Source organism: Acinetobacter pittii ANC 4050, from assembly GCF_000399685.1.
GTDB classification, from domain to species: Bacteria; Pseudomonadota; Gammaproteobacteria; order Pseudomonadales; family Moraxellaceae; genus Acinetobacter; species Acinetobacter pittii_E.
This window is the reverse complement of the sequence record NZ_KB976987.1, coordinates 1,489,633-1,514,697: the sequence shown is the minus strand read 5'-3', so window position 1 is coordinate 1,514,697 and position 25,065 is coordinate 1,489,633. Positions and strand designations below refer to the sequence as shown.

Here is a 25,065-nt window from a genome sequence, read left to right as displayed (position 1 = left end):
TGCTGAAGGAATATAACAATGAGTGAAATGGATACAATTAATAAAATACGTGAATTACGTGATGCTTTCGGGTCATTTATGACGGGCGTTACCGTGGTCACAACCTGTAAAGAAGATGGAACGCCACTTGGCTTTACAGCAAACTCTTTTGCTTCGGTGTCTTTGGACCCAGCTTTACTTCTAGTGAGTATTGCCAAGACATCAAGCAATTATCATAACTTTGCAAATACCACTCATTTTGCAATTAATATTTTGGCAGAAGAGCAAAAGGATGTTTCAAATACCTTTGCTCGTCCAAGCGAAGACCGTTTTGCAAATCTTTCATGGTCAAAAAGTGCTTGCCAAAATCCACTAATCCATCATGTGAGTGCATGGTTTGACTGTACAACTTACCAAGTTGTCGATGCAGGTGACCACGCCATTTTAATTGGTAAAGTTGAAGATTTTGCTTCGACAGGTTTTGCAGGTCTTGGTTATTATCGTGGTGGATATTTCACTCCGGCCAAACTTTCTGCCGAGGTCATCTCTGGTCCTAAAGTGGTGATGAGTGCGATCATTGGTCATGAAAATACCATTTTGCTTGAAGAAACTGCCGATCATAAATGGACTATTCCACATGTGATGGTAGATAAAGACGGTGCCGATAAAGCGCTTGAGAAAATCTTTGCAGAATATCAGCCAGATGCTTCTGCCAACTTCATTTACTCTGTATATGAAAACGTTGAAAACCAGCAGCAATATATTTCATTTTTATGCAACACACCCGTAGCTAAAGCCACTAAAGGTCAGTTTGTCGATTTAAATGACCTTGAAAAGCTAGAGTTTGTAGACGGCGCTTTAGAAAGTATGTTGATGCGCTATCGCAAAGAAAACCATCTGAAAACGTATGGTGTTTATTACGGAAATCAGACAACAGGTACAGTTCGTCAAATCGTTAAAGAGGAAGTTTAATCATGCGTTTTTCATTATTTGTGCATATGGAACGTGTTTCTGATCAGCAAACTCAGAAACAGCTTTATGATGAAATGATTGAGCTTTGTCAGATTGCAGACCGTGGCGGGATGCATGCGGTTTGGACAGGCGAACATCATGCCATGAACTTTACCATTGCACCCAACCCATTTTTAAATCTGGTCGATTTAGCGAATAAAACCAAAAATGTTCGTTTAGGTACAGGCACGGTAGTAGCACCATTCTGGCATCCGATTAAACTTGCAGGCGAAGCTGCAATGACCGACATTATTACCAATGGCCGTTTAGATATTGGTATTGCTCGCGGTGCTTATTCGTTTGAATATGAACGTATGGTTCCGGGCATGGATGCATGGAGTGCAGGTCAGCGTTTACGTGAAATGATTCCTGCCATTAAAAACCTTTGGAAAGGCGATTATGAGCATAACGGTGAATTTTGGCAGTTTCCAAAAACCACTTCAGCACCTCAACCGCTTCAACAACCGCATCCACCAATCTGGGTTGCTGCTCGTGATCCAAATAGCCATGAATTTGCCGTGCAAAATGGCTGTAATGTACAGGTAACACCTTTGCATTTAGGCGATGAGGAAGTTGAGAAGCTTATGGGGCATTTCAATGCAGCTTGCGAAAAGTTCAATGAAATTCAGCGCCCTGAAATTATGTTGCTCCGCCATACCTATGTGGCAGATAGTGAAGAAGATGCTCAACTGGCAGCAGATGAAATTAACACCTTCTATAACTATTTCGGGGCATGGTTTAAAAATGAGCGTGAAATTAATCAAGGTTTAATCGCACCTTTAAGTGCTGAAGAAATTGCTGCACATCCTTTTTATACACCAGAAGCGATGCGCAAAAATAACGTGATTGGGCAGGCCCAAGAAGTAATTGACCGCTTAAAAGCTTATGAAGCGATGGGTTATAACGAATATTCTTTCTGGATTGATACGGGCATGAGCTTTGAACGTAAAAAAGCGTCATTGGAACGTATGATCAATGAAGTTATGCCGGCATTTGCATAGAGGCGAATATCATGACAGCAGATTTTCAGCTTTATATTAATGGTCAGTTTGAATCTGGTGCAGCGACTTTTGAAAGTATTAATCCTGCAACAGGTGAAGTCTGGGCACACATGCCAGAAGCTCGAACGGATGAAGTCAATCGAGCAGTTCAGGCCGCATCAAGTGCGTTAAAAGCACCGGCTTGGGCAGGGTTAACTGCTTCACAGCGCGGGAAATTGCTCTATAAACTGGCTGATTTAATTAAAAAAGCTGCACCGCAATTGGCTCAAATTGAAACCAGTGACACGGGTAAAATTATTCGTGAAACATCGAGCCAGATAGCCTATGTCGCTGAATATTATCGCTACTACGCAGGTATTGCCGACAAATTAGAGGGTAGTTTTCTACCGATTGATAAGGCAGACATGCAAGCATGGATTGTTCGTGAACCTGTGGGTGTGGTTGCTGCAATCGTTCCTTGGAACAGTCAGTTATTTTTATCGGCAGTGAAGGTCGGCCCAGCTTTAGCGGCAGGTTGTACAGTCGTGTTAAAAGCATCTGAAGACGGTCCTGGGCCATTATTGGCTTTTGCTAAATTAGTGCATGAGGCGGGTTTTCCGGCTGGAGTGGTCAACGTGATTACGGGTTTTGGACCTGAATGTGGCGCCGTGTTGAGTAGTCATCCAGATGTGGCACATGTTGCATTTACAGGTGGCCCAGAAACGGCAAAGCACATTGTGCGTAACTCGGCTGAAAATCTTGCAAAAGTTTCACTCGAATTAGGTGGCAAATCTCCATTTATTGTATTTGCTGATGCAGATATTCAAAGTGCGGTAAATGCTCAGGTCGCTGCTATTTTTGCTGCTACTGGGCAAAGTTGTGTGGCAGGTTCACGCTTACTGGTTGAAGAAAGCATTAAAGATGAATTTGTTCAGCGTTTGGTTGAGCGTGTACAAACCATAAAAATTGGTTTACCTCATGAAATGGCAACCGAGTTTGGACCACTTTGTACTTTACGCCAACGCCAAAAAATCGAGCAAGTCGTTGCAAGTTCAATCCAGCAAGGTGCAAAACTTCTTACTGGCGGTAAAAGCCTTGAGCGAGCAGGGTATTACTATCCACCGACCATTTTAGATTGCACCGATGCACCTCAAGCAGATTGCATTACCACAGAACTATTTGGTCCGGTTTTATCGGTAGATAGTTTTAAAGATGAAGCGGAAGCTGTGCAAAAAGCCAATAGCACACCTTATGGGTTGGCGGCAGGCGTTTTTACCACCAATTTAAGCCGTGCGCACCGTATGACCAAAGTCATTGGGTCGGGAATTGTTTGGTTAAATACCTACCGCGCTGTTTCACCACTTGCACCTTTTGGTGGACATGGGCTTTCGGGACATGGTCGGGAAGGTGGCGCAAATGCAGTTCTAGATTACACCGCCACCAAAACAATTTGGTTACGTACTTCAGATGAGCCAATTGATGACCCATTTGTCATGAGATAAGTCATGACTTGAGGTATGAAAATATAACGGGATTTTAATTTCAAGGATGAAAAAATGAATCAGTCAAACCCAGTAATCGCCTAAAGCTTTAAATAGTTGAAAACGTAAAACTAGATGTATCGATGCTTAATCAAGTATTGATCGGACTGGCTTTACCTTTTTCTTGGCTAAAACAACACAAACAGAGAAATGAGCTGTTTGTAAAAGGAAATAAAAAGATGAAGCCGAGTCATATTGAAATGACTTTGGCTGGGCAGATTTTTTGATGTTGAGGAAATGAATTCCTCAAAGAGAGATTAAGGATATGAGCCAAAACGAAAATAGCAATAATGCTTTCGCTATCGAAAGTCATTCTATTGATTATGTTGCTCCCTCTGAACGTAATGGGAAAGTTCGCGATCTATTCACATTATGGTTTTGTACCAATATTGCACCGCTTGCCGTGATTACGGGTGCAATGTCAATTTTAACCTTTAACCTCAATATTGTAAGTGCATTGCTTGCGATCTGCTGTGGACATTTTTTTGGTGCAGCGATTCTGGCTTTAACCTCTGCGCAAGGTCCGCAGGTCGGCATTCCTCAAATGATTCAGAGCCGCGCACAGTTTGGGCGTTATGGGGCATTGCTGGTTGTACTGTTTACTACCCTCATTTATTTAGGTTTTTTCATCTCTAACATTATTTTGTCAGGCAAAACCCTGCATACCGTTGTTCCTGCCATTCCAGTGCCGACCGCGACCGTGATTGGCGCAATTGCAGCAACCACAATTGGCGTGATCGGTTACCACTTTATTCATAAGTTCAATAAAATTGGAACTTGGTTTATGGGTGGTTCGTTGCTCATCGGCCTCATGATTATGGTGCCGCATATTAATGCAGATGTACTTGCTAAAGGCTCTTTCAATATGAAAGGCTGGTTTGCCATGTTTGGGTTGTGTGCTGTATGGCAAATTAGTTTCTCGCCTTATACCTCAGACTACTCACGATATTTACCGAAATCGATTGGTATTTATAAGCCATTTATCTTTACCTATTTAGGCGCATCGTTAGGAACTATTTTTGCGATGGCATTTGGTACGATTGCGGTCAGCATTGGCTCAACCACAGATGCGATGGAAGCGGTAAAGTCGGGTACTGGGCTATTCGGTTATGTTCTTATGATTTTGTTCCTATGCAATATCATTGGTCATAATGCCATGAACCTATACGGTGCGGTTCTGTCTTGTATTACCTCTATTCAGACTTTTGCAGGGCAGTGGATGCCAAGCCGAAATATCCGCGTCGTGTTATCAATCATTGTGTTAGTTCTAGCGACTTTAACGGCACTTTGGGCATCAAGTAACTTTATTAGTTTCTTCTTGAATGTGATTTTTGCCTTGTTATTTATTTTGGTGCCATGGGTGTCTATTAATTTACTAGATTTCTATGTGGTGAATAAAAAGTCTTATGACATTCAATCGATCTTTGCACGTGATGGCGGTATTTATGGCAAATTTAATGCAAAAGCGCTTACGGCTTATTTCATTGGGATCGCGGTACAAATTCCATTCTTAAAAAATGCGTTTTTCACAGGTACATTGGCCGATGTAATTCCGGATGCGGATATTTCTTGGGTCATTGGATTGGTGGTGAGTCTGGTGGTGTATTACGTCTTTAATCTAGGAAAGATTAAATGTTCAGCTCCCGCATTAAACGCAAAATTACCTCAATAAGCATTGTAGTGAAAGGAATCTCACAATGAAAAAAAGCTATTTACAAGTGGCTCTAAGCACAGCATTGATGGCCGTAATTTATCCAAGTTATGCAGGTGTAAGTTTTGGAAATACCGATGGTGAATACGGTAAGCTCACCGTATCGGGTTATGTCCGCGCTAACTATCAAGATAAACATTATGGCGAAACTGCTTCTGATCAAAAAATTCGTTTTGATGCTGCGCAGTTAAAACTGGACTACGAGCGTGGACCGTTATTTGGCCATGCGGAATATCGTTGTTATCAATATGACCGTCTATGTGATTTTTCTACATTGGTTGATGGTTATGTAGGATACAAATTAAATAAAACAGATCAGGTGGTGGCAGGTGTTCAGCCGATTCCATTTGGGCCGGGACGTTTCTGGGGCAATAGCCTATATGGAAGTATGAGCACAACCGCAGGTTTAGAAGATGTTCATAATCTTGGTTTGAATTATCACTTTGAATTGCCGACATCAACCAAATTTGATGTGGGGTATTTTGCGGTAGATGGTGGAAACTACACAGGCTCTACCCAAGACTCAGGTCGCTACACTGCAAACTATGTGAGTTCAGATGATCCGAATAAAACCGATTTGCAAGAAAAGAACATGTGGGTAGGCCGAGTGACTCAAGATGTAAATCTTGGAATTAATGGTTTAACCACACAGCTCGGTGGTTCATATTGGACATCGGATATTGAAAATAAAGCCGCTTCGAGAGATGGGCGTCGTCATGCATGGGCACTTTTTGGTAAAGCCAATTATGGCAATTTTAATGTGACCCTTACAGGCGGTAAAAATGATGTAACTAATCAGGATCAGCTTAATCCTAATCAGTCACTCATGGGTTCCTACGACACTGAATATTATGTCGCGAACAAAGGAACGTTCTATACCGCAGACGTGGGCTACTCTTTCAAAAATGTTAAGCAGATCGGAAACATTACGCCGTACTTTATGTACAGTCAGTACGATAAAGATCAGGACAATATGAAAGATTCCATCCGTAATATTATTGGTGTGTCTATTGACCATAAACAGCTATCTTTGGTGGCTGAATACATCATGAGTAAAAATGACCCGTTCATTGGGGGAACTCAAGATTCATTGGCACAAGGGGATGATAACCCATGGAATAAGTTGCTTAACTTAACGCTGTTTTATTATTTCTAAAAACATTTAAACATTCGGGCATACCGAAAATTTTTTTAAATTAATTTTTGGTATGCCATAATACAAAGTTGATGGTGAGCTATTTAATTTATATATCGCTCCACTATCAATGCAGAAGATCTCAACAGGATAATGATCATGCAGCTTAATGAACTCGCTTTATTTCGTCAGCAAGCCTTTGTTGCTGGAAAGTGGCGCGATGCAGACCATCAACAAACATCCGAAATTTTAAATCCGGCGACATTAGAAGTGATTGGTACTGTCCCAAATATGGGCAAGGCTGAAGCCGAGCGTGCCATTGAAGCTGCCAAAGAAGCTTGGCCGCTATGGAAAAATAAAACAGCAAAAGATCGATCAATTATTTTAAAAAAATGGTTTGATTTAATTATTTCAAATGCAGATGACTTGGCTTTTATTTTAACAAGTGAGCAAGGAAAGCCTTTAGCCGAAGCCAAAGGTGAAATTTTATATGCTGCCAGTTTTATTGAATGGTTTGCCGAAGAAGCAAAACGAGTGTATGGCGATATTATTCCAAGCCCATATCCCGATGCTCGAATTGTTGTAAATAAACAGCCAATTGGTGTCGTTGCAGCGATTACACCTTGGAATTTTCCGGCTGCCATGATTACGCGTAAGGTTGCTCCAGCATTGGCGGCAGGTTGTCCTTGTATTGTAAAACCGGCACCTGAAACGCCTTTTACTGCCTTGGCTTTAGTCGACTTAGCTGTACAAGCTGGCGTGCCTGCTGAAATTTTTAGTGTGATTACGGGCGATGCAGTTCATATTGGTGATGCGATTTTTGAAAGTGATGTTGTCCGCAAGTTTACTTTTACCGGTTCAACACCCGTCGGCAAAATGCTGCTTGAGCGTTCAGCAAAAACTTTAAAAAAAGTTTCCTTAGAGTTGGGTGGCAATGCGCCGTTTATTGTATTTGATGATGCCGATTTAGAAGCAGCAATTGAGGGAGCGCTCATTGCCAAATTTAGAAATGCAGGGCAAACCTGTGTCTGCGTCAATCGATTCTTGGTGCAGGCTGGCATTTATGAAAAATTTATTGCTGCCTTAAGCCAAAAAATTCAAAACTTTAATATTGGTAATGGATTAGAAGCAGGGCATGACATTGGGCCATTAATTAATGCCAATGCGGTGAAAAAAGTTGAAGCTCATATTCAAGATGCTTTAGATAAAAATGGTCGTCTTGTGATTGGTGGTAAAAAACATACAGCGGGTGAGTTATTTTTTGAACCGACACTGATTGCAGATGTTACCGCTGATATGGACGTTGCAACTCAAGAAACGTTTGGCCCACTGGCAGCCGTATTTAAATTTGAAACCGAGCAACAAGCGGTAGAAATGGCAAATGCAACTGAATTTGGTTTAGCTGCATATTGTTATACCAAAGATTTAGGCCGTGCTTGGCGAATGAGTGAACAGCTCGAATATGGCATGGTCGGAATTAATAAAGGCCTTATTTCAAATGAAGTTGCGCCTTTTGGTGGAATTAAACAGTCTGGTTTGGGGCGTGAAGGTTCTAAATACGGTATTGAAGATTATCTAGAAATTAAATACACCTTGTTTGGAGGATTGAATATATGAGTAATGAAAAATTTGAAAAGGGTTTAGCAATCCGTAAACAAGTGCTTGGTGAAGAATATGTAAATAATTCGATTAATAATGCCGATGAATTTAATCTTCCTCTTCAAGAGTTAGTGACTGAATATTGCTGGGGAGCTGTTTGGGGACGTGAAGAATTAAGTAAGCCTGAGCGCAGTTTAATTAACTTGGCAATGATTTCAGCTTTAAATCGTCCACATGAATTAAAACTACATGTTAAAGGCGCACTTCGAAATGGTGTGCCTAAAGAGAAAATTCGTGAAGTGCTTTTACAGGTAGCCATTTACTGTGGCGTGCCTGCTGCTGTAGATAGCTTTCGTATTGCAAAAGAGGCAATCAAAGAGTTTGAATCTGAGCAATAAACTTTCGGTTTGAATATTATAAAAAGGCCTTGTTCAAGTGGACGAGGCCTTATTTATATAATTTAAATCACATTTCTAAGTTCATTTGCTGTGTTACGCAGTAAGGGCAAAATTTGCTGAACTAAATAATCTTCTTGTACGCGGTTGGTTTGAGACATGCAGTTAAGCGCTGCCACCGCTTGACCTTGTGCATTAAAAACAGGTACGGCAATCGCAATCACGCCAAGTTCATGTTCTTCTTTAGAAAGACAATAATCCGATAACGAAATGCCCTTAAGCACTTCAAAAAACTTGGACTCATCTACGAGTGTAAAAGGGGTTAAACGCTTTAAACCGTAAGTTTTTACCCACGTGTGCTGAGCTTCTTCAGACAGTGCTGCCAGCAATACTTTACCCGTAGAAGTGGCATGGGCAGGGAGTCGGTTGCCTAAATGCATACCATAAGGGCTTACACGCAAATTATCTTGCTGCGGTAAATAGCTACGGGCAATGGGTACGACTTCGTTATCGTCCAAAACTACTATCGAAAAAGTAAGAGATGTCTGTGCGCACAAAAGATTTAAAAATGATTGAGCGACTTTAGGCAGGTGAGCAGAGCTCAAATAAGAACTCGAAAAACGTAGCACGCGATGAGTCAACCAAAAGTAATGTTCATCTGTTTCTAAATAGCCTAAGTATTTTAAAGTTTTTAAATAGCGCCTTGCCGCTGTACGACTAATACCGGTTCGCTCAGCCACTTGAGTGACATTAAGCCGTTGCCGATCTGTTCCAAAAGCTTCCAGTAAAGCCAAGCCTTTAGCTAATCCTGCAATGTAGTCATCTTGACGAATTTTCTCATGCGAGGTCGGGTGCTCTAAAAAAGCATCGAGAGAAGGCATCCATTCATTCCTATTATTTTGGTTGTTTCTGTCCGCTATTCGGACAAACTAAATGATAAACGGTTATTTTCGTCTTGAATACATAGTGAACAAAACTTAAAGCCAGTAATTTAAAAGTCAGGATGAAACAAGGATGAAGTTATGGATATTTTAAAGACACAGGTTGCAATTATTGGATCTGGACCAGCAGGGTTATTGCTTGGGCAACTTTTATATAAAGCTGGCATCGATCATATTATTGTTGAGCAACGTAGTGCTGAATATGTGGCTTCACGGATTCGTGCAGGAATTTTAGAACAAGTTTCGGTCGACTTGCTGAAACAAGCAGGCGTTGACCAAAACCTAAAAGAAAAAGGATTACCGCATTCGGGCATCGAAATCTTAACCAACGGTGAATTGCATCGGGTTGATTTAGCAGCACTCACGGGCGGAAAACAAGTGACCGTATATGGTCAGACCGAAGTGACTAAAGATTTAATGACTGCCCGTGAAGCAGCACAACTCACTTCATTTTATGAAGCTCAAAATGTACAGGTGAAAGATTTCTACACGGCGCCGAAAGTTGAGTTTGAGTACCAAGGTAAAGCCTATCAAATTCAGTGTGACTTTATAGCAGGTTGTGATGGTTATCATGGCGTCTGCCGTGCCAGCGTGCCCGAAGATAAAATTAAAACCTTCGAAAAAGTTTATCCGTTTGGCTGGTTAGGCGTATTGGCCGATGTTCCACCTGTAGCCGATGAACTCATTTACGTACAGTCAGAACGTGGCTTTGCTTTATGCAGTATGCGTTCAGAAACGCGCAGCCGTTATTATTTACAAGTCCCTTTAACTGATCACGTCGAAGATTGGTCCGATGAAAAATTTTGGGATGAGTTAAAAAACCGCCTAGACCCTGAAAGCCGTGAAAAGCTAGTGACAGGACCTTCTATTGAAAAGAGTATCGCGCCGTTACGTAGCTTTGTGACTGAGCCAATGCGTTTCGGGAAACTATTTTTAGCAGGTGATGCTGCGCATATTGTTCCACCGACAGGTGCAAAAGGTCTCAACCTCGCTGCCTCTGATATTGCTTACTTATCAAGCGCACTTGTTGAATATTATGTGGAGGGTTCAGAACAAGGTATAAATGAATACTCTGAAAAATGCCTACAACGTGTTTGGAAAGCTGAGCGTTTTTCTTGGTGGATGACTCACTTGCTGCATCGTTTTGAAACTGAAGGTGAGTTTGATCATAAGATTAAGCAAGCAGAGCTAAGTTATGTACTCGGTTCGATTGCGGGTAAAACTACATTAGCCGAAAACTATGTCGGTTTGCCTTATGAGATTAAGCAAATTGATAGTTTTAAACATGCGAGTTAATAATTAAAAAAAGATAAAAGGGCACATAGATGCCCTTTTTCTATGGAAAAATTTAGTTGGAAAAAGTCTGAGATGCGGTGCGCTTTGCTTAAAAGATCAGCATTAATAAAAGCTTTTGTCATATTTTTTCAGTATATTGTTATTAATTTCTTTATTTATAAATTCTAAGTTTGTATGGAACAGGACCAAGCACGCATACCTAAATATATTCCTATTCGCGATGCAATTGCCCATGACATTGAATCTGGTGTATTAGACGCTCATGCAAAACTCCCATCGGAAAGAGTGCTATCTGAGCAATTCCAAACCACTCGCGTGGCTGCACGTGAAGCTTTGCTGGCTTTGGAAACTGATGGTTTGATTTATCGATTAGACCGCCGTGGTTGGTATGTTCGTTCTCCACGTATTATTTATCACCCTCAATCGACAAAAAACTTTAACCAGTTTGTGATTGAACAAGGCTATGAACCTTCGACCGAAGTGATTTCCAGTGAGCTGACTCAGGCCACTTCTTGGGATGCCAAGCATTTAAAAGTTGAAAAAGGGCATCCGATTTATTCAGTTTGGCGTCGTCGCTGTATTAATGGACGTCCTGTGTTGGTTGAACATTTACGTGTGAATGCAGAGCTTTTTCCTGAGTTTTTAACTCATGATCTCAAGCAATCCATTACTTTACTGATGGCAAATGAATATAACTGCCATATCACCAGAGCCGACATTAACCTCTATCCAACAGCTCTATCGGAACAACAGGCCAAAGCGCTTCATGTCAATGTCGGTGCACTCGGTTTATATATTTGCCGTAGTAACAGAAATGAAAAGGGCGTGATTACCGATGTTGACCAAGAATATTGGCTACACGATGTCTTAGATTTACATTTCGAAGCACGAGCATAAAAATACAATCTGGTTTAAACCAGATTAATCAAACTGTCATATAAACCTGTTGAAATAAGATCATCAAATAATTGCATTCGATGGTTTGCAGATGAAACAGTATGTTCAACAGACAATTAAACTTGGCACTGCATCAGTTTTAGGAGTGGTGGTCGCTTTTCAAATGGGATGTTCATCAGCAACATCAAAAAACTCAGAAGAAATTACAGTCTATACGGCAGTGGAAGCCGACCAGCTTAAACAATACCAAGAAGAATTACACAAAGCTTATCCAGAGCTAAAAGTAAAATGGGTACGAGATTCAACTGGTGTAATTACCGCTAAACTTTTGGCAGAGCAGAAAAACCCACAAGCGGATGTGATTTTTGGTGTGGCTTTAACCAGTTTGCTGGTCATGGAAAAGAAAGACATGCTTGAGCCTTTTAAACCTGAAGGTGTCCAAAATTTAAAACCCGAATTTGTAAGTCAAAAACCTGTACCGACTTGGACGGGTATGGATGCATGGGAATCTGCAATCTGTGTAAATAAAGTCGAATTAGAAAAACGTAAGTTACCGATTCCAAAAACTTGGAAAGATTTAACCAACCCGATTTATAAAAACCTAATTGTGATGCCAAATCCGGCATCAAGCGGTACGGGGTATTTAGATGTGACTGCTTGGATGCAGATCTGGGGTGAAAAGCAGGCGTGGGACTATATGCAGGCTTTAGATAAAAACATTTCGCAATATCCTCATTCTGGTTCAAAACCTTGCAAAATGGCCGCACAAGGCGAAATTCCAATTGGTATTTCTTTCGGTTATCCAGCATTTAAATTAAAAGCAGATGGCGCACCTTTGGAAGTGGTTTATCCAACTGAAGGGTTAGGTTGGGAAATGGAAGCCTCAGCAATTGTGAAAGGAACCAAGAAATTAAGTAGCGCACAAAAATTTATTAATTGGTCGGTAAGCAAAGCGGCAAATGAAGCTTATGCGCATAACTTTTCAATGGTCGCTTATAAAGGTATTGAAAATACCACCATGAGTTTCCCGAAAAACCTTCCTCAACTGCTTGTAAAAAATGATTTTTATTGGGCGGCCGAACAGCGTGAACGTATTTTGGCTGAATGGTCAAAGCGTTTTGAAAAGTGATCTTTTGAATAAGGGCCTCATTATGCAAATACCTTCGTCATTGCAATCATCACTGCTAGGTCAAAACCAAAAAGCCGAGTTAGCAGGGCATTTATTGTCAACATTAACGACCTATAAATATCCTGAACATGGCCCTTCGGTTTTAGAAGTGGTGGATATTCAAAAAAAGTTCCAACACTTTCAGGCCCTCACGCATATTAATTTAGACCTGAAAGCAGGCGAGTTTGTCAGCTTTTTGGGGCCATCAGGGTGTGGTAAAACCACATTGTTACGCATTATTGCAGGTCTAGAAAAACCTGATTATGGAAAGGTTATAAAAAAGGGAACAGATATTACTTTGCTGAGTGCTGAAAAACGTCGCTGTGGCATTGTGTTTCAAAACTATGCGTTATTTCCAAATTTAAATGTCGAAGAGAATATTGCTTTTGGCTTGGACAAAAAAAAGTGGGATAAAGCACAGCGTAGCCAAAGGGTTCAACAGTTATTAGAGCTGATTGAGTTACCCGATATTGCAAAAAAATATCCAAATCAATTGTCGGGCGGGCAGCAGCAACGTGTTGCGCTCGCTCGGGCAATTGCACCGAATCCGGATATTTTATTGCTAGATGAACCGCTTTCAGCACTTGATGCTCAGGTACGTTTGAACCTAAGACAAAAGATTCGCTCGATTCAATCGCAGCTTAATTTGCCCACCATTATGGTGACGCACGACCAAGAAGAAGCATTAAGCATTTCTGACCGTGTTGTGGTGATGAATCATGGCGTGATTGAGCAAATTGATACGCCACACAATATTTATTACAAGCCACAAACCCAATTCGTTGCAAAGTTTATTGGGACTATGAACTTTTTAAAAGCTACTTGTGCAGTACCGAATCAGCTCAATGTTTTAGGTTTTATTCCTTTAAATCTGGAGCAGCAAAAGCTAAAAGCGGGGCAAAACTACAGTATGGGTTTTAGACCCGAAGCTGTCGAGTTGGTAGATGATTTTGGCAGTGACAAAGAATCGCTGTATTTGCCAGTTAAAGTATTAAGCACTGAATTTTTAGGTGCAAAACGTCGTTTGTTTTGCGCCATTCATATTGACGGAATTGAGCAGGCAAAACACCTTTTGCAAATTGAAATTGAAAATACAAAGTTCAAATCTTTGCAAGAACTCATGTTTATAAAAGTGCCTAATCAGCTCATCCATGTTTTTGACGATCAAGGGTATGCACTATGTTAAATGAAACTGCTTCAGCGGTTTTAAAAACACTGCCGCGTCAAAAAACTGAATACTCATTAAGGTCAAATATTGCTTTAGCGAGCGTCGCAATTGCTTTGACTCTAGCGATTATTGCTCCCTTAATAATGCTGTTTCAAAGTGCATTTTTTGATGAAAATCAAAATCTTGTTGGCCTTGAAAACTTTTATAATTATTTTGGTAGTTCCGCTTTACTCAGTTCTGTATTTAACTCTATATGGATCGCTTGTACTGCTACTGTCATTACAGTTTTTCTTGCCAGTATTTATGCGTTTGCACTGACCAATGTCAATATTAAAGGCAAAGGCTTCTTTAAATTGGTGGCATTTTTACCAATCTTGGCACCGTCACTTTTACCTTCTTTGGCATTAGTCTATTTATTTGGCAAGCAAGGTGTATTCAAGCCTTTATTAGGTGATGTACAGATTTATGGCCCAATCGGTATTTTAATCAGTTATTGTTTTTGGCTATTTCCAGCAATTTTAATGCTGATGATGGTCTCTTTTCGCAGTGTCGATCAGCGTTTAATTGAAGCATCTTTGTCGCTGGGTAAAAATGTCTGGAAGACGCATTATCATGTGACTTTACCTGCAATTCGTTATGGACTTATCAGCGCAAGTCTGGTGGCTTTTATTTATGTACTAACAGATTTTGGTATTCCAAAAGTCATTGGCGGTTCATTTAACATGATGGCGCTTGATGTCTATAAACAGATTATTGGTCAGCAAAACATGAGCATGGGTGCAGTCATTTCCATCTTATTATTGCTACCAGCTGTGTTTGTATTCATTTTTGACCGTATACAAAGCAAACGCCATGCACGTTTTCAATCTTTTCAGACTAAACCTTATGTCTCTGCGCGTAATAAAAAGCTTGAAACGGTTTTGACTTTATTTTGTAGCTTGGTTTCGGGTTCGATTTTACTCATTATTTTAACAGCAGTCTTGGCGTCATTTATCCAGTCTTGGCCTTACGATTTGTCTTTGACCTTAACACATTACAGCTTTGAATATGTCGATGGCGGCGGTTGGGCAGCGTATTTTAACTCGGTTCGTATGGCCTTTTTTAGTACGGTTGTGGGCACGGCACTTATTTTTATGGTGGCACTATTAACTGAACGTTTTAAGGCACATCCACTTATTAAAAATTATGTACAAGCTTTGGTTCTATTACCTCTTGCAGTGCCAGGGCTAGTTCTAGGTATTGCTTACATTTTGTTTTTTAACCAGCAAAGCAACCCGTTAAATGTGCTGTATGGAACCATGACCATTTTGGTGATTTCAACCATTGTGCATTATTACACCGTTCCACATCTGACTTTAACCAATGCCATTAAACAGATTCCGCTACAGCTTGATCAGGCAGCACAAGCTCTAGGGACATCGAAGTGGAAAACCTTTTGGAAAGTGTATTTGCCTATGTGTTTCCCAGCGCTATGCGATGTATCGGTGTATGTTTTTGTAAATGCCATGACGACCGTATCGGCTGCAATTTTCCTCTATTCACCAGACACCAGTTTAGCGGCGGTGGCCGTTTTAAATATGGATGATGCAGGTGATACGGTTGCTGCTGTTGCGATGAGTATTTTGATTTTAACGACCTCATGTGTTGTCAAACTCATTCATTGGTTGTTTACCCGAAAAATCATGGCAAGAAGCCAACAATGGCGTGAAAGTTCCCACTAAGTGATGTTTAGCTAAATATAATTTTTATTTAACCGACTGAAACGAAATGCTTTGTTCAACAAGGCAAGGGTTTGTTCATCCTAAATTTCGCAAATTGGAAGTCTTATGAATAACGTACAGTTTGATTTAATTGTTATTGGAGCCGGTATTTTAGGTTTGTCAGCTGCTATACAAGCGCAAGAACAAGGCTTAAAAGTGTGTATTTTTGAGAAAAATACCAAGCCTGTAGGTGCAACTCGCCGTAATTTTGGCATGGTCGGAACATCGACATTAACCCATCCAGAACAACCGTGGCGAAAGTATGCACTTGAAACACGCTCTTTTTACCAGCGTATTCAGGCTGAAACCGATATTTCATTTGAGCAAAGACAAGGCGTATATCTGGCAAACACTGCACTTGAATGGCAGGTTTTAAATGAGTTTGTCGAGCGTGCAGGCCGGTACCAGATTCCGGTTCATCTGCTCAGCCATGAAGAACTCACCACACAATTTTCGTATTTGAATCCTGAGCAGCAGTTCCAAGGCGGCTTAATCTTTGAGGAAGATTATTCGATAGAGCCGCATGTGATCGGTCAGCGACTATTGGCATATGCACAAAGAAAAGGTGTAGAGATTTATACCAATGCGTGTGTAGTACAAACCAAATATCAGCAGGAAAAGTGTCAGGTTCGTCTGGCAAATGGCCAGATTTATCGAGCAAATAAAGTTTTGATCTGTCACGGTGAGGTCATCGATGTTTTATATCCAGAGTTGCTGCAAAGTTTGAAGCTGAAACGTTGTGGCTTACAAATGGCGCTGACTCAACCATTTCAACAAAAATTAAATGCTTCTCTTTATTCAGGTTTGTCGATTTCGCGCTATCCAGCCTTTGAAATTTGCCCAAGTCATGATGAGCTGATTAAAGCATCACAACAAGGATTTGTTAAAGAATTTGGGATTCATATTCTGATTAAACAAAACGAATTTGGTGAACTGATTGTGGGTGATAGTCACGAATACCATCCGCTTGATGAAGCACCTCAATTTGAGCAACGCGAAGACATTAATCAATTTATTCAAACCTACTGCCACGAAAAACTGGGGCTGACTTTACCTCCAATTCAAAAGCGTTGGAATGGTTATTACCTCACCCATGAACATGAGCTGGCCTGTGTTACTGAAGCTGAAAAGAGCATCTTTCTGGTGAGTGCAATTGCTGGCAAAGGCATGACCACAGGGGCTGGATTTATGAAAGAAATATTAGAACAAAATATTTACTAGTTTGTCATCTGGTTTAAACCAGATTGGTGTATATTTAAATTAACGTGAACGAAATGAGCAATCTTATGAACATGCAACCACAACTCGATATGGATTTAGAAAACAAATATCTGCTTTTGACACCAGGTCCATTATCAACATCTGCGACGGTCCGCCGTGCCATGCAAAAAGACTGGTGTACTTGGGACCAAGAATATAATTCGCTTGTACAAGATATCCGCTCTCGATTGGTTAATTTGGCAACCAGTCAACCTGAAAAATATACGGCTGTGTTAATGCAAGGCAGTGGTAGTTTTGCGGTGGAGTCTGTGCTTGGGTCAGCTATTCCGCGTGATGGCAAAATCTTGATTATTAATAATGGCGCTTATGGTGCACGTATGGTGCAAATGGCGCGTTGCCTAAATATTGAAGTGATAGAGCTGAACTATTTAGAAACCCAAACACCAGATTTACAAGAGATTGAACGTGTTTTGCAAGATCAAACTATTAGCCATGTTGCTTGTGTGCACTGTGAAACCACCACGGGAATTTTAAACCCGATTCAAGACATTGGCCGTTTAGTTAAATCGGCAGGAAAAATCTGGATTGTAGATGCGATGAGTTCATTTGGCGGTGTGCCTATGGATATCGCGGAGCTTGAAATTGATTTTCTGATTTCAAGTGCGAATAAATGTATTCAAGGTGTGCCGGGCTTTGGCTTTATTTTGGCGAAACGTGATTGCCTAGAAGCGTGTAAAGGTTTGGCACGTTCGGTCAGCCTCGATTTATATGACCAGTGGAATACCATGGAGCAGCATAACGGTAAATGGCGCTTTACCTCGCCAACTCATGTAGTACGTGCATTTTATCAAGCCTTGCTTGAGCTTGAGGCAGAGGGTGGAGTAGCTGCACGTTATCAACGTTATTTACAAAACCAGCAAACCTTATCGCAAGGTATGCAACAGCTTGGTTTTGAATTGGTATTAGGCAATCAAGCACCTCAATCACCAATTATCACGACATTCCTTTACCCGACAGTTGAAACATTTAGCTTTCAGAGCTTTTATGAAACCTTGAAAAAATCAAGCTACGTGATTTATCCGGGCAAAGTCACCGATCTTAACTGTTTCCGTATTGGCAATATTGGCGAAGTTTATGTTCATGACATTGAAGGGCTTCTTGCTGCCATTGAGAGTTACTGCAAGAACCATCTACAGCACGCTGTAACAGCATAGTTTTTAAATCATTTAAATTAAAGGTTAAACATCATGAAGACGAACAATACACAAATTCAGGCTGTGGTTTTTGACTGGGCTGGAACAACTGTAGATTTTGGTTCACGCGCACCCATTTTGGCTTTTATGGCTTTATTTAAAGACAATAAAGTTGAAATTACGGTTGAAGAAGCTCGTGCACCAATGGGTTTGGAAAAACGTGATCATATTGCTGCCGTTTTAAAAATGCCGCGCGTAGCAGCAGCATGGCAGGAGGTATATGGGCAGCCTGCGACAGAGGTAGATATTGACCGTTTATATAAAGACTTTATTCCTTACCAATTAAAATCGATTCCCACATGTTCTGCTTTAATTCCGGGTGCATTGGCGACTTTTGAAAATATTAAAGGCCGCGGTGCAAAAATTGGTAGTAACACAGGTTATGCATCAATGATGATTGGGCGATTGGTTAAGGATGCTGCCGATCAAGGCTATCGACCGGACTGTATCGTTACTGCCAGTGATGTGAAATTTGGTCGTCCATATCCTGAAATGTTATGGAAAAACTTAATTCAACTTGATGTATCAGACATCAAAACTGTTGTAAAAGTGGATGATACCGTGGTGGGTATTGATGAAGGTTTAAATGCGGGATGCTGGACCGTAGGACTGGCGATTAGCGGCAATGAAGTCGGTTTAAGCTATGAAGAGTGGAGTGCATTATCGCCTGATGAACAAATTGTTCTAAAAGATAAGGCCTATCGAAAAATGAATGCCTCAGGTGCTCACTATGTGATTGATAGTGTCGCAGACTTGCCAAATGTACTGGACGATATTGAACGCCGTTTGGGACAGGGTGAACGACCTTAAATATAGTTTAGGTCAATATATTTTTAAGCTTAGCTCCCTTGGGAGCTAAGCTTACCTAAAAAATTAAAATGAAGAGTAATAAACTCCACATATTTGAAAATAAGGAGCAACCTTGCAGATTAAACTCCTTTTTTCCTCTAACTATCTAAACATATGCTCCAATAGTTAGTTCCATCACCACATATAGATATATGTAATGAATTTCTTTACGACTTTTGTGGGTCGTATATTTTTTCTTTAATGAATAGAGCAGGGATCACACCACAAATCAGGTAAGCTGCACCCATCACGACAAAACCTAGACCAATAGATCCGCCGGATGCTAAGAAGCCGATAGTTGCAGGAGCTAAGGCAGCGCCTAAACGTCCGACATTATAAGCGCCACCAATGGCCGTACCGCGAATGGCTGTCGCAAAGCTTTCGGTCATATAGGTTGCATTTACGCCATAAGGGATGCCGTAGAGGAAGCCGAAGGTAATGAGTAAATAGAGAATGTTGCTTGGCGAGTTATAAAAAACAATTAGAGGTAAGAAAATAGCAGTACCGATTGCACCGAATGCATAGGTGAAGCGACGTCCTAATTTATCAGCCATCATGCCTGCAAGAACTTTACCCAAAATCATGGCGGTATATGTACCTACCATATAAGCCGTCATTTCCTTGAACTTCATACCGAGTTCACTTTCAAGGTATGACGGCATCCAGTTATTTACGCCATAGTAGCCAAACTGTAAAAAGCCCGCGGTTAACGCCCATAAGATAAACATATTGCGGTTTCGTTTATCTTGAAAAATAAGCTTAAATGCTGAAGTTTTCGGAGCGTTTTGTGCCAAAACAGGTTGTTGTAGTCGAGACTTTTGCCATGCTTCTGGTTCGGGTACCAGAACATGCATGAGAACAGCAATAACGACGGGAATAATGGCAACATAAAACAGCATACGCCAGCCATGATCAGGAATAATCCAACCTGCAAGTAAAGTCGCAACAATATATCCAACAGTCCAGCCAGCTTGTAAGGTCCCAAGGACTGTTGTGCGGTAACGTGTTGGTACATATTCCGCCATGAGGGTATTACAGGCGATATAGAGTGAACCCAAACCCAGTGACGCAAAAAATCTTAAAATACCAAACTGAAGAAAGCTTTGAGTAAAACCTAAGCCACAGGTGAGAAGTGAGAAAATTAAAATAGAAATAACCACAATGCGCACACGACCAAATTTATCGCATGCCCATCCCCCAAAAATGCCACCAACAGCCATACCTGCTAATGTAAAACTGCCAAGCATACCTGCCTGTACTGAACTTAATCCAAAATCTGCCTTAATACTATTTAAGCTATAAGACAGCAGCATCAAATCTGCACCATCTACCAATAGGGCCAGAAAAGCAAAAATGAATGCTATTTTCCACGTATGAGGTTGTATACGAGAAAGACCTTCTTTGTAATTTGTAGCCATAATCCATTACCTACATTTGATTGAAAGCACTTCAAGTCGTTTTAAAGTGCTTAAAATTTGATTAAGACGCAGCGCGAATCATATTTCGGGCAATAATCACTTGTTGAATTTGAGTGGTCCCTTCATAGAGACGGAACAGACGAACATCGCGATAAAAACGTTCAATGGCATATTCACTGATATAGCCTGCGCCACCGTGAATCTGTACACAGCGGTCGGCAACGCGGCCACACATTTCGGTCGCAAACATTTTTGCGCAAGATGCCTCTGTACTAATGTTTTCACCATTATCACGGCGGCGGGCTGCATCTAAAACCATACATTTAGCCGCATAAATTTCGGCTTTTGAGTCGGCAAGCATGGCTTGAATGAGTTGAAATTCGGCAATAGGTTGTCCAAACTGCTTGCGTTCGATGGTGTAATTTAAAGAATCATCTAGCATTCGTGTTGCTGCGCCGACACTTAAAGCAGCAATATGCAAACGGCCTTTATCGAGTACTTTCATGGCCGTTTTAAAACCAACACCTTCCACGCCACCAATGAGTGCTGAGGCAGGAATACGACAATTTTCAAAAATCACATCACAGGTATGGGCACCTTTTTGTCCCATTTTTTTGTCGCGTTTACCAAGTGAAATGCCTGGGGCTTGACTGTCGACAATAAACGCAGAAATACCACCAGCACCTTTAATATCAGAATTTGTACGTGCCATGACTGTAAATACGCCAGCATGGGGTGCATTGGTAATAAAGCGTTTAGTACCGTTTAACACATAAAAATCGCCATCTTTTACAGCACTGGTTTTTAAAGAAGCTGCGTCCGATCCTGCGTCTGGTTCGGTTAAGCAAAAAGAACTGATCACTTCACCACGTGCTAAACGCGGCAAGAAAAATGATTTTTGTGCTTCCGTCCCGTCAATAATCAGGCCACTTGAACCAATACCATTATTGGTTCCAATCAGAGAGCGAAAAGCAGGAGAGGTACGACCTAATTCAAAAGCGACATAGACCTCTTCTTCCATTGTTAGGCCAAGACCTTCGTACTCTTCAGGAATGGTTAAACCAAATAATCCCAGCGCTTTCATTTGTTCAACGATGTGTTGAGGAATTTCATCCGTTTCAGCGACTTCATTCTCATGAGGAATTAATACACCTTCAACAAATTGCCGAATCATATCAACAAGTTGATCTAAGGTTTCCTGATCTCGAATCATAGTCTCGTCCTTTTACTACATGCAAAAAACATCAATGTGATGTTCGTAAAATCATCAATATTTGAAGCGATAGTAATCAAAGGAAGAGCGTAAAACAATATATTTTGAAAATTAATTTCGCAATGCGATACTTTGTTGTTGTTTTATGTTTGTCTAATTTATTGATTTATTTAAGCTATATTTTCTTATGAAAAATCATTATTTTTAGTGGAAAATTAAAGTTTGATTTTTAAAATGAGCTGTGTATATTAAAAATATATATCGCTATGCGAAATTTTAAATGGATAAATTTTCCAATAGGAAATGAGTCACAAAATATAGTGGGATGAAGATGGGTGCTTTAAATGGAATTCGGGTACTTGACTTAAGTCGGGTATTGGCTGGACCTTGGTGTGGGCAGATTCTTGCCGATTTGGGCGCAGAAGTAATCAAGATTGAAAGACCGAAAGTCGGTGACGATACTCGTTCTTGGGGGCCACCTTGGATGAAAAATGACTCAGGCCAAGACACCCAAGAAGCCGCTTATTACCAGTCCACTAACCGCAATAAGTTATCGGTTGCCATCGATATTGCTAGTCCTGATGGACAAGAGCTAATTAAAGCCCTCATTCAAGACACTGATGTCGTGATTGAAAACTACAAAGCAGGTTCTTTGAAAAAGTACGGTTTGGACTATGAGTCTTTATCTGAGATTAACCCTAAACTGGTGTATTGCTCCATTACAGGCTTTGGTCAAACTGGCCCAAGAGCAGAAGAACCCGGTTATGACTTTATTATTCAAGGCATGGGCGGACTCATGTCAGTTACGGGTGAACGTGATGATTTGCCGGGTGGCGGTCCACAAAAAGTAGGGGTCGCATTTTCCGATTTAGCAACAGGTCTTTATTCTACGATTGCCATACAAGCTGCTTTACTCAACCGCCATGTAACGGGTTTAGGCCAATACATTGATATGGCTTTGCTTGATGTTCAAATTGCCACAATGGCAAATCAGGGAATGAACTATCTTTCATCGGGTAATATCCCGAAGCGTTATGGCAATGCACATGCCAATATTGTGCCTTATCAGGTATTTAAAGCTTCTGATCGTGATTTTATTATCGCGTGTGGAAATGACACTCAGTTTATTCAGCTTTGTAGAAGTATTGGGTTACCCGATTTACCAAATGATGCACGTTTTGCCCGAAATGCAGATCGAATCAAACACCGTGAGGAAATTATCGGGATTTTATCAAAACACTTTTTAACTAAAACGGCAGATGAGTGGGTAGATGCAATCTACGCTGCTAAAGTTCCGGTTGGTGTGATTAATAATTTGGAACAAGCTTTCCAAGAGCCGCAAGTGATTGCTCGAGAAATGTTGGTCGAGATGAATCACCCGCAACGTGAAAAATTGAAGGTAATTGGGTCACCAATCAAACTCTCTAGAACACCTGTTGAGTACAAAACAGCACCTCCGTTGTTAGGAGAACATACTCAGGCGGTTTTAGGTCGAGTGATTTCTTCAGAAAAACTGGCTGAGTTGAAAGAAAAGGGCGTAATTGGATAAGTTGCTTAAAGCGGAAGGTTAAAATTATATTTAAAACAGAAAATAAAATATTTAACCTTTTGCTTTAACGAGTTAAATGAAGTTATGTTTTAGACGCAGACTAGGATGTTTGCTCTTTTGCTATTTATAGAAAAAATAGATTATAATTTTCGCAGTGCGAAACAAAATATGGATTGGTATGACAATGAACGATGCAGTAGATGCAGAACCGACAGAAAAATTATTAGCGCCGTTAAGGCATGAATTATTACATCCGATTGAAGACATGCAGGATGAAAATGATCGCCAATTTATTACTGCATTAGCACGTGGTTTAGAGCTATTACGTTGTTTTACGCCTAAGCATCAGCATTTGGGCAACCAAGAACTTGCTCAGATGACTGGTTTGCCAAAACCAACCATTACTCGCCTTACACATACCTTGTCGCGTTTGGGTTATATCAAACAAGTACCTAACTCAAGCAAATTCCAGCTTTCAGTGGGGGTTCTTGCATTTGGTTATTCCATGTTGTCTAACGTGTCGATTCGCTCTATTGCTCATCCATATATGAAAAATTTGGCAGACTATGCTGGCGCTGCTGTTGCAATGGCAACACGTGATCGACTCAATATGATTTATCTTGATGTGGTACAAGGTAAAGGCAATATGACCATGCGCCGTCAAGTTGGAACCTATTTACCGATTCATTTAAGTTCGATGGGGCGTGCATGTTTAGCTGCAATGCCTGAAGATGAAAGAGAGTTTCTGCTAGATGCTATTCGTAGCAAACATAAAGAAGACTGGATCAAAATTAACCGTGATCTAGACAAAGCTTTTAAAGACTACCAAGATTTTGGATATTGTTTTTCGATCGGTGAATGGCATAAAGACGTGAACTCGGTTGCTGTTCCACTCATTCATGAACAACATGGTTTACTGGTGTTTAACTGTGGCGGTCCAAGTTTTATTATGAACCGTGAAAAGCTTGAAGAAGATATCGCACCACGTCTTTTACATATGGTGAATAATATTCGCACCGAGATTAGCTAAACCAATCTGATTTACTTATAAAAGCCAGCTTTGAAAATCAAAGCTGGCTTTTTAGTAGGCAAACTTTAAGCTGTTTGCTTGTGAAAGATCGGTTTTCTTTTTTCTTTGAAAGCACTTAATGCTTCTTTAAACTCAGAACCTTGCAAACAATGCGAGAAAATAGTCGACTCATGATCAATACGATTGAGTAGATCATCAATTGGCATATCTCTTAGTAACTTTTTACTGAGCTGTAAGGCTTGGTTTGGTTTGTGAGCGAGTTTAATGGCCACATCTTCAACGACTTGATCCAGCTCAGTTGCTTCAAATATTTCATTTACTAAGCCATAATTCTTTGCTTGATCTGCCGAAAACTTTTCACCGAGTAAAATAATTTCTGAAGCACGAGCAAAGCCCAATAATCTTGGCAAGATATAACTTGAACCTGCTTCAGGTACCAGTCCCAAGTTTACAAATGGGAACTGAAAAATAGAGTTTTGGCTTGCATACACAAGGTCGCAATGTAGAAGCATGGTGCTGCCGATGCCAATGGCCACACCATTTACTTTGGCAATAATTGGTTTTGGAAAGGTTGCTAAGCTTTTTAAAAAAACAATCGAAGCAGGCGGTTCGGAACAGGTTGTATCGCGTGTTTCGAATGCGTTGACATCATTGCCACTGGTAAATGCAGCTCCTTCACCAGTCAGTATAACCACGTGAACGTTTTGATTGGTTGCAGCTTCATCTAATGCCAGACTTAGAGTCGCATACATTTCATAGTTAATTGCATTTTTTTTGGTGGGATTGCTCATGGTGAGCGTTAGTATATTTTTATCAAAAAACTGTTGAATTGAGCCTGTTTTAAGCACGTTTTGAGCTCTATTGTCCTGTTGCATCATTCATTCCTTTAAATTAACTATTTGAAAATTATTTGTTTCTTTTTTACGGAAACTCATACTTATTCAAATAACT

22 protein-coding genes are annotated in these 25,065 nt (G+C 40.6%); 18 read left to right on the top strand and 4 right to left on the bottom strand.

Annotated features, from left to right (window positions below; genetic code table 11):
• Window positions 1-18: 18 nt before the first annotated feature.
• The 8 genes from tgnA (at window position 19) to F931_RS10860 (ending at window position 8,354) form a co-directional block, all read left to right on the top strand.
• A complete protein-coding gene (gene tgnA, locus F931_RS22385) occupies window positions 19-951 on the top strand; it encodes a flavin-dependent trigonelline monooxygenase reductase component (protein ID WP_016141414.1) in 933 nt (310 codons plus the stop codon).
• Window positions 952-953: 2 nt separating this feature from the next.
• A complete protein-coding gene (gene tgnB, locus F931_RS10885; RefSeq protein WP_004793333.1) occupies window positions 954-1,991 on the top strand; it encodes a flavin-dependent trigonelline monooxygenase oxygenase component in 1,038 nt (345 codons plus the stop codon).
• Between the two features lie 11 nt (window positions 1,992-2,002).
• A complete protein-coding gene (gene tgnC, locus F931_RS10880) occupies window positions 2,003-3,472 on the top strand; it encodes a (Z)-2-((N-methylformamido)methylene)-5-hydroxybutyrolactone dehydrogenase (protein WP_016141413.1) in 1,470 nt (489 codons plus the stop codon).
• 122 nt (window positions 3,473-3,594) lie between these two features.
• On the top strand, window positions 3,595-3,738 hold the full coding sequence (locus F931_RS22000; RefSeq protein WP_075382724.1) for a hypothetical protein: 144 nt from the start codon (window positions 3,595-3,597) through the stop codon (window positions 3,736-3,738).
• Between the two features lie 38 nt (window positions 3,739-3,776).
• The gene (locus tag F931_RS10875) at window positions 3,777-5,183 is read left to right on the top strand and encodes a purine-cytosine permease family protein (RefSeq protein WP_016141412.1); all 1,407 of its coding nucleotides are present in this window, start codon (window positions 3,777-3,779) and stop codon (window positions 5,181-5,183) included.
• Between the two features lie 25 nt (window positions 5,184-5,208).
• Window positions 5,209-6,378 carry a hypothetical protein gene (locus F931_RS10870; protein ID WP_016141411.1) on the top strand — a complete coding sequence of 390 codons (1,170 nt, stop codon included), beginning with the start codon at window positions 5,209-5,211 and terminating at the stop codon, window positions 6,376-6,378.
• Window positions 6,379-6,516: 138 nt separating this feature from the next.
• Entirely contained in the window at window positions 6,517-7,974 is a 1,458-nt protein-coding gene (locus F931_RS10865; protein ID WP_016141410.1) for an NAD-dependent succinate-semialdehyde dehydrogenase, read from the top strand.
• Window positions 7,971-8,354 (top strand): carboxymuconolactone decarboxylase family protein, encoded by a 384-nt coding sequence (locus F931_RS10860; RefSeq protein ID WP_000064100.1) that lies wholly within the window; start codon window positions 7,971-7,973, stop codon window positions 8,352-8,354. The genes F931_RS10865 and F931_RS10860 overlap by 4 nt, the downstream gene beginning before the upstream one ends.
• A 62-nt stretch (window positions 8,355-8,416) precedes the next feature.
• Here the strand turns inward: F931_RS10860 and pobR are convergent, their stop codons facing one another.
• Window positions 8,417-9,232, bottom strand: a complete 816-nt coding sequence (gene pobR, locus F931_RS10855) for an IclR family transcriptional regulator PobR (RefSeq protein WP_016141409.1) — start codon at window positions 9,230-9,232, stop codon at window positions 8,417-8,419.
• Window positions 9,233-9,373: 141 nt separating this feature from the next.
• Here pobR and pobA point away from each other — a divergent pair, with 141 nt between their 5' ends.
• The 8 genes from pobA to phnX all read left to right on the top strand — a co-directional run bounded on the left by pobA (window position 9,374) and on the right by phnX (window position 18,865).
• On the top strand, window positions 9,374-10,588 hold the full coding sequence (gene pobA, locus F931_RS10850; protein WP_016141408.1) for a 4-hydroxybenzoate 3-monooxygenase: 1,215 nt from the start codon (window positions 9,374-9,376) through the stop codon (window positions 10,586-10,588).
• A 174-nt stretch (window positions 10,589-10,762) separates the two neighbouring features.
• Complete coding sequence (gene yvoA, locus F931_RS10845) at window positions 10,763-11,485, top strand: UTRA domain-containing protein (RefSeq protein ID WP_016141407.1); 723 nt, start codon at window positions 10,763-10,765, stop codon at window positions 11,483-11,485.
• 91 nt (window positions 11,486-11,576) lie between these two features.
• Window positions 11,577-12,614, top strand: coding sequence for a putative 2-aminoethylphosphonate ABC transporter substrate-binding protein (locus tag F931_RS10840; RefSeq protein ID WP_016141406.1), 1,038 nt, complete (start codon window positions 11,577-11,579; stop codon window positions 12,612-12,614).
• Between the two features lie 22 nt (window positions 12,615-12,636).
• Window positions 12,637-13,839: an ABC transporter ATP-binding protein gene (locus F931_RS10835; RefSeq protein ID WP_016141405.1), complete on the top strand. Its 1,203-nt coding sequence runs from the start codon at window positions 12,637-12,639 to the stop codon at window positions 13,837-13,839.
• Window positions 13,833-15,542: a putative 2-aminoethylphosphonate ABC transporter permease subunit gene (gene fbpB / locus F931_RS10830; protein WP_016141404.1), complete on the top strand. Its 1,710-nt coding sequence runs from the start codon at window positions 13,833-13,835 to the stop codon at window positions 15,540-15,542. The genes F931_RS10835 and fbpB overlap by 7 nt, the downstream gene beginning before the upstream one ends.
• 105 nt (window positions 15,543-15,647) lie before the next feature.
• The gene (gene msoX / locus F931_RS10825) at window positions 15,648-16,802 is read left to right on the top strand and encodes a TIGR03364 family FAD-dependent oxidoreductase (RefSeq protein ID WP_016141403.1); all 1,155 of its coding nucleotides are present in this window, start codon (window positions 15,648-15,650) and stop codon (window positions 16,800-16,802) included.
• 65 nt (window positions 16,803-16,867) lie between these two features.
• Complete coding sequence (phnW, locus tag F931_RS10820; protein WP_016141402.1) at window positions 16,868-18,016, top strand: 2-aminoethylphosphonate--pyruvate transaminase; 1,149 nt, start codon at window positions 16,868-16,870, stop codon at window positions 18,014-18,016.
• 33 nt (window positions 18,017-18,049) lie between these two features.
• Window positions 18,050-18,865 carry a phosphonoacetaldehyde hydrolase gene (gene phnX, locus F931_RS10815; RefSeq protein ID WP_016141401.1) on the top strand — a complete coding sequence of 272 codons (816 nt, stop codon included), beginning with the start codon at window positions 18,050-18,052 and terminating at the stop codon, window positions 18,863-18,865.
• Between the two features lie 206 nt (window positions 18,866-19,071).
• Here phnX and F931_RS10810 read toward each other — a convergent pair whose 3' ends face one another.
• Both F931_RS10810 and F931_RS10805 read right to left on the bottom strand, forming a co-directional pair.
• Window positions 19,072-20,322: an MFS transporter gene (locus F931_RS10810; protein WP_016141400.1), complete on the bottom strand. Its 1,251-nt coding sequence runs from the start codon at window positions 20,320-20,322 to the stop codon at window positions 19,072-19,074.
• Between the two features lie 61 nt (window positions 20,323-20,383).
• Window positions 20,384-21,535 (bottom strand): acyl-CoA dehydrogenase family protein, encoded by a 1,152-nt coding sequence (locus F931_RS10805; RefSeq protein ID WP_016141399.1) that lies wholly within the window; start codon window positions 21,533-21,535, stop codon window positions 20,384-20,386.
• A 331-nt stretch (window positions 21,536-21,866) separates the two neighbouring features.
• On the opposite strand from F931_RS10805, the gene F931_RS10800 reads away from it, so the two are divergent.
• Both F931_RS10800 and pcaR read left to right on the top strand, forming a co-directional pair.
• Complete coding sequence (locus F931_RS10800) at window positions 21,867-23,084, top strand: CaiB/BaiF CoA transferase family protein (protein WP_016141398.1); 1,218 nt, start codon at window positions 21,867-21,869, stop codon at window positions 23,082-23,084.
• A 184-nt stretch (window positions 23,085-23,268) separates the two neighbouring features.
• Window positions 23,269-24,114, top strand: a complete 846-nt coding sequence (pcaR, locus tag F931_RS10795; protein WP_013198245.1) for an IclR family transcriptional regulator — start codon at window positions 23,269-23,271, stop codon at window positions 24,112-24,114.
• Between the two features lie 65 nt (window positions 24,115-24,179).
• On the opposite strand, the gene pecI is transcribed toward pcaR, so the two are convergent.
• On the bottom strand, window positions 24,180-24,989 hold the full coding sequence (pecI, locus tag F931_RS10790; protein ID WP_016141397.1) for an enoyl-CoA hydratase: 810 nt from the start codon (window positions 24,987-24,989) through the stop codon (window positions 24,180-24,182).
• Window positions 24,990-25,065: the final 76 nt, after the last annotated feature.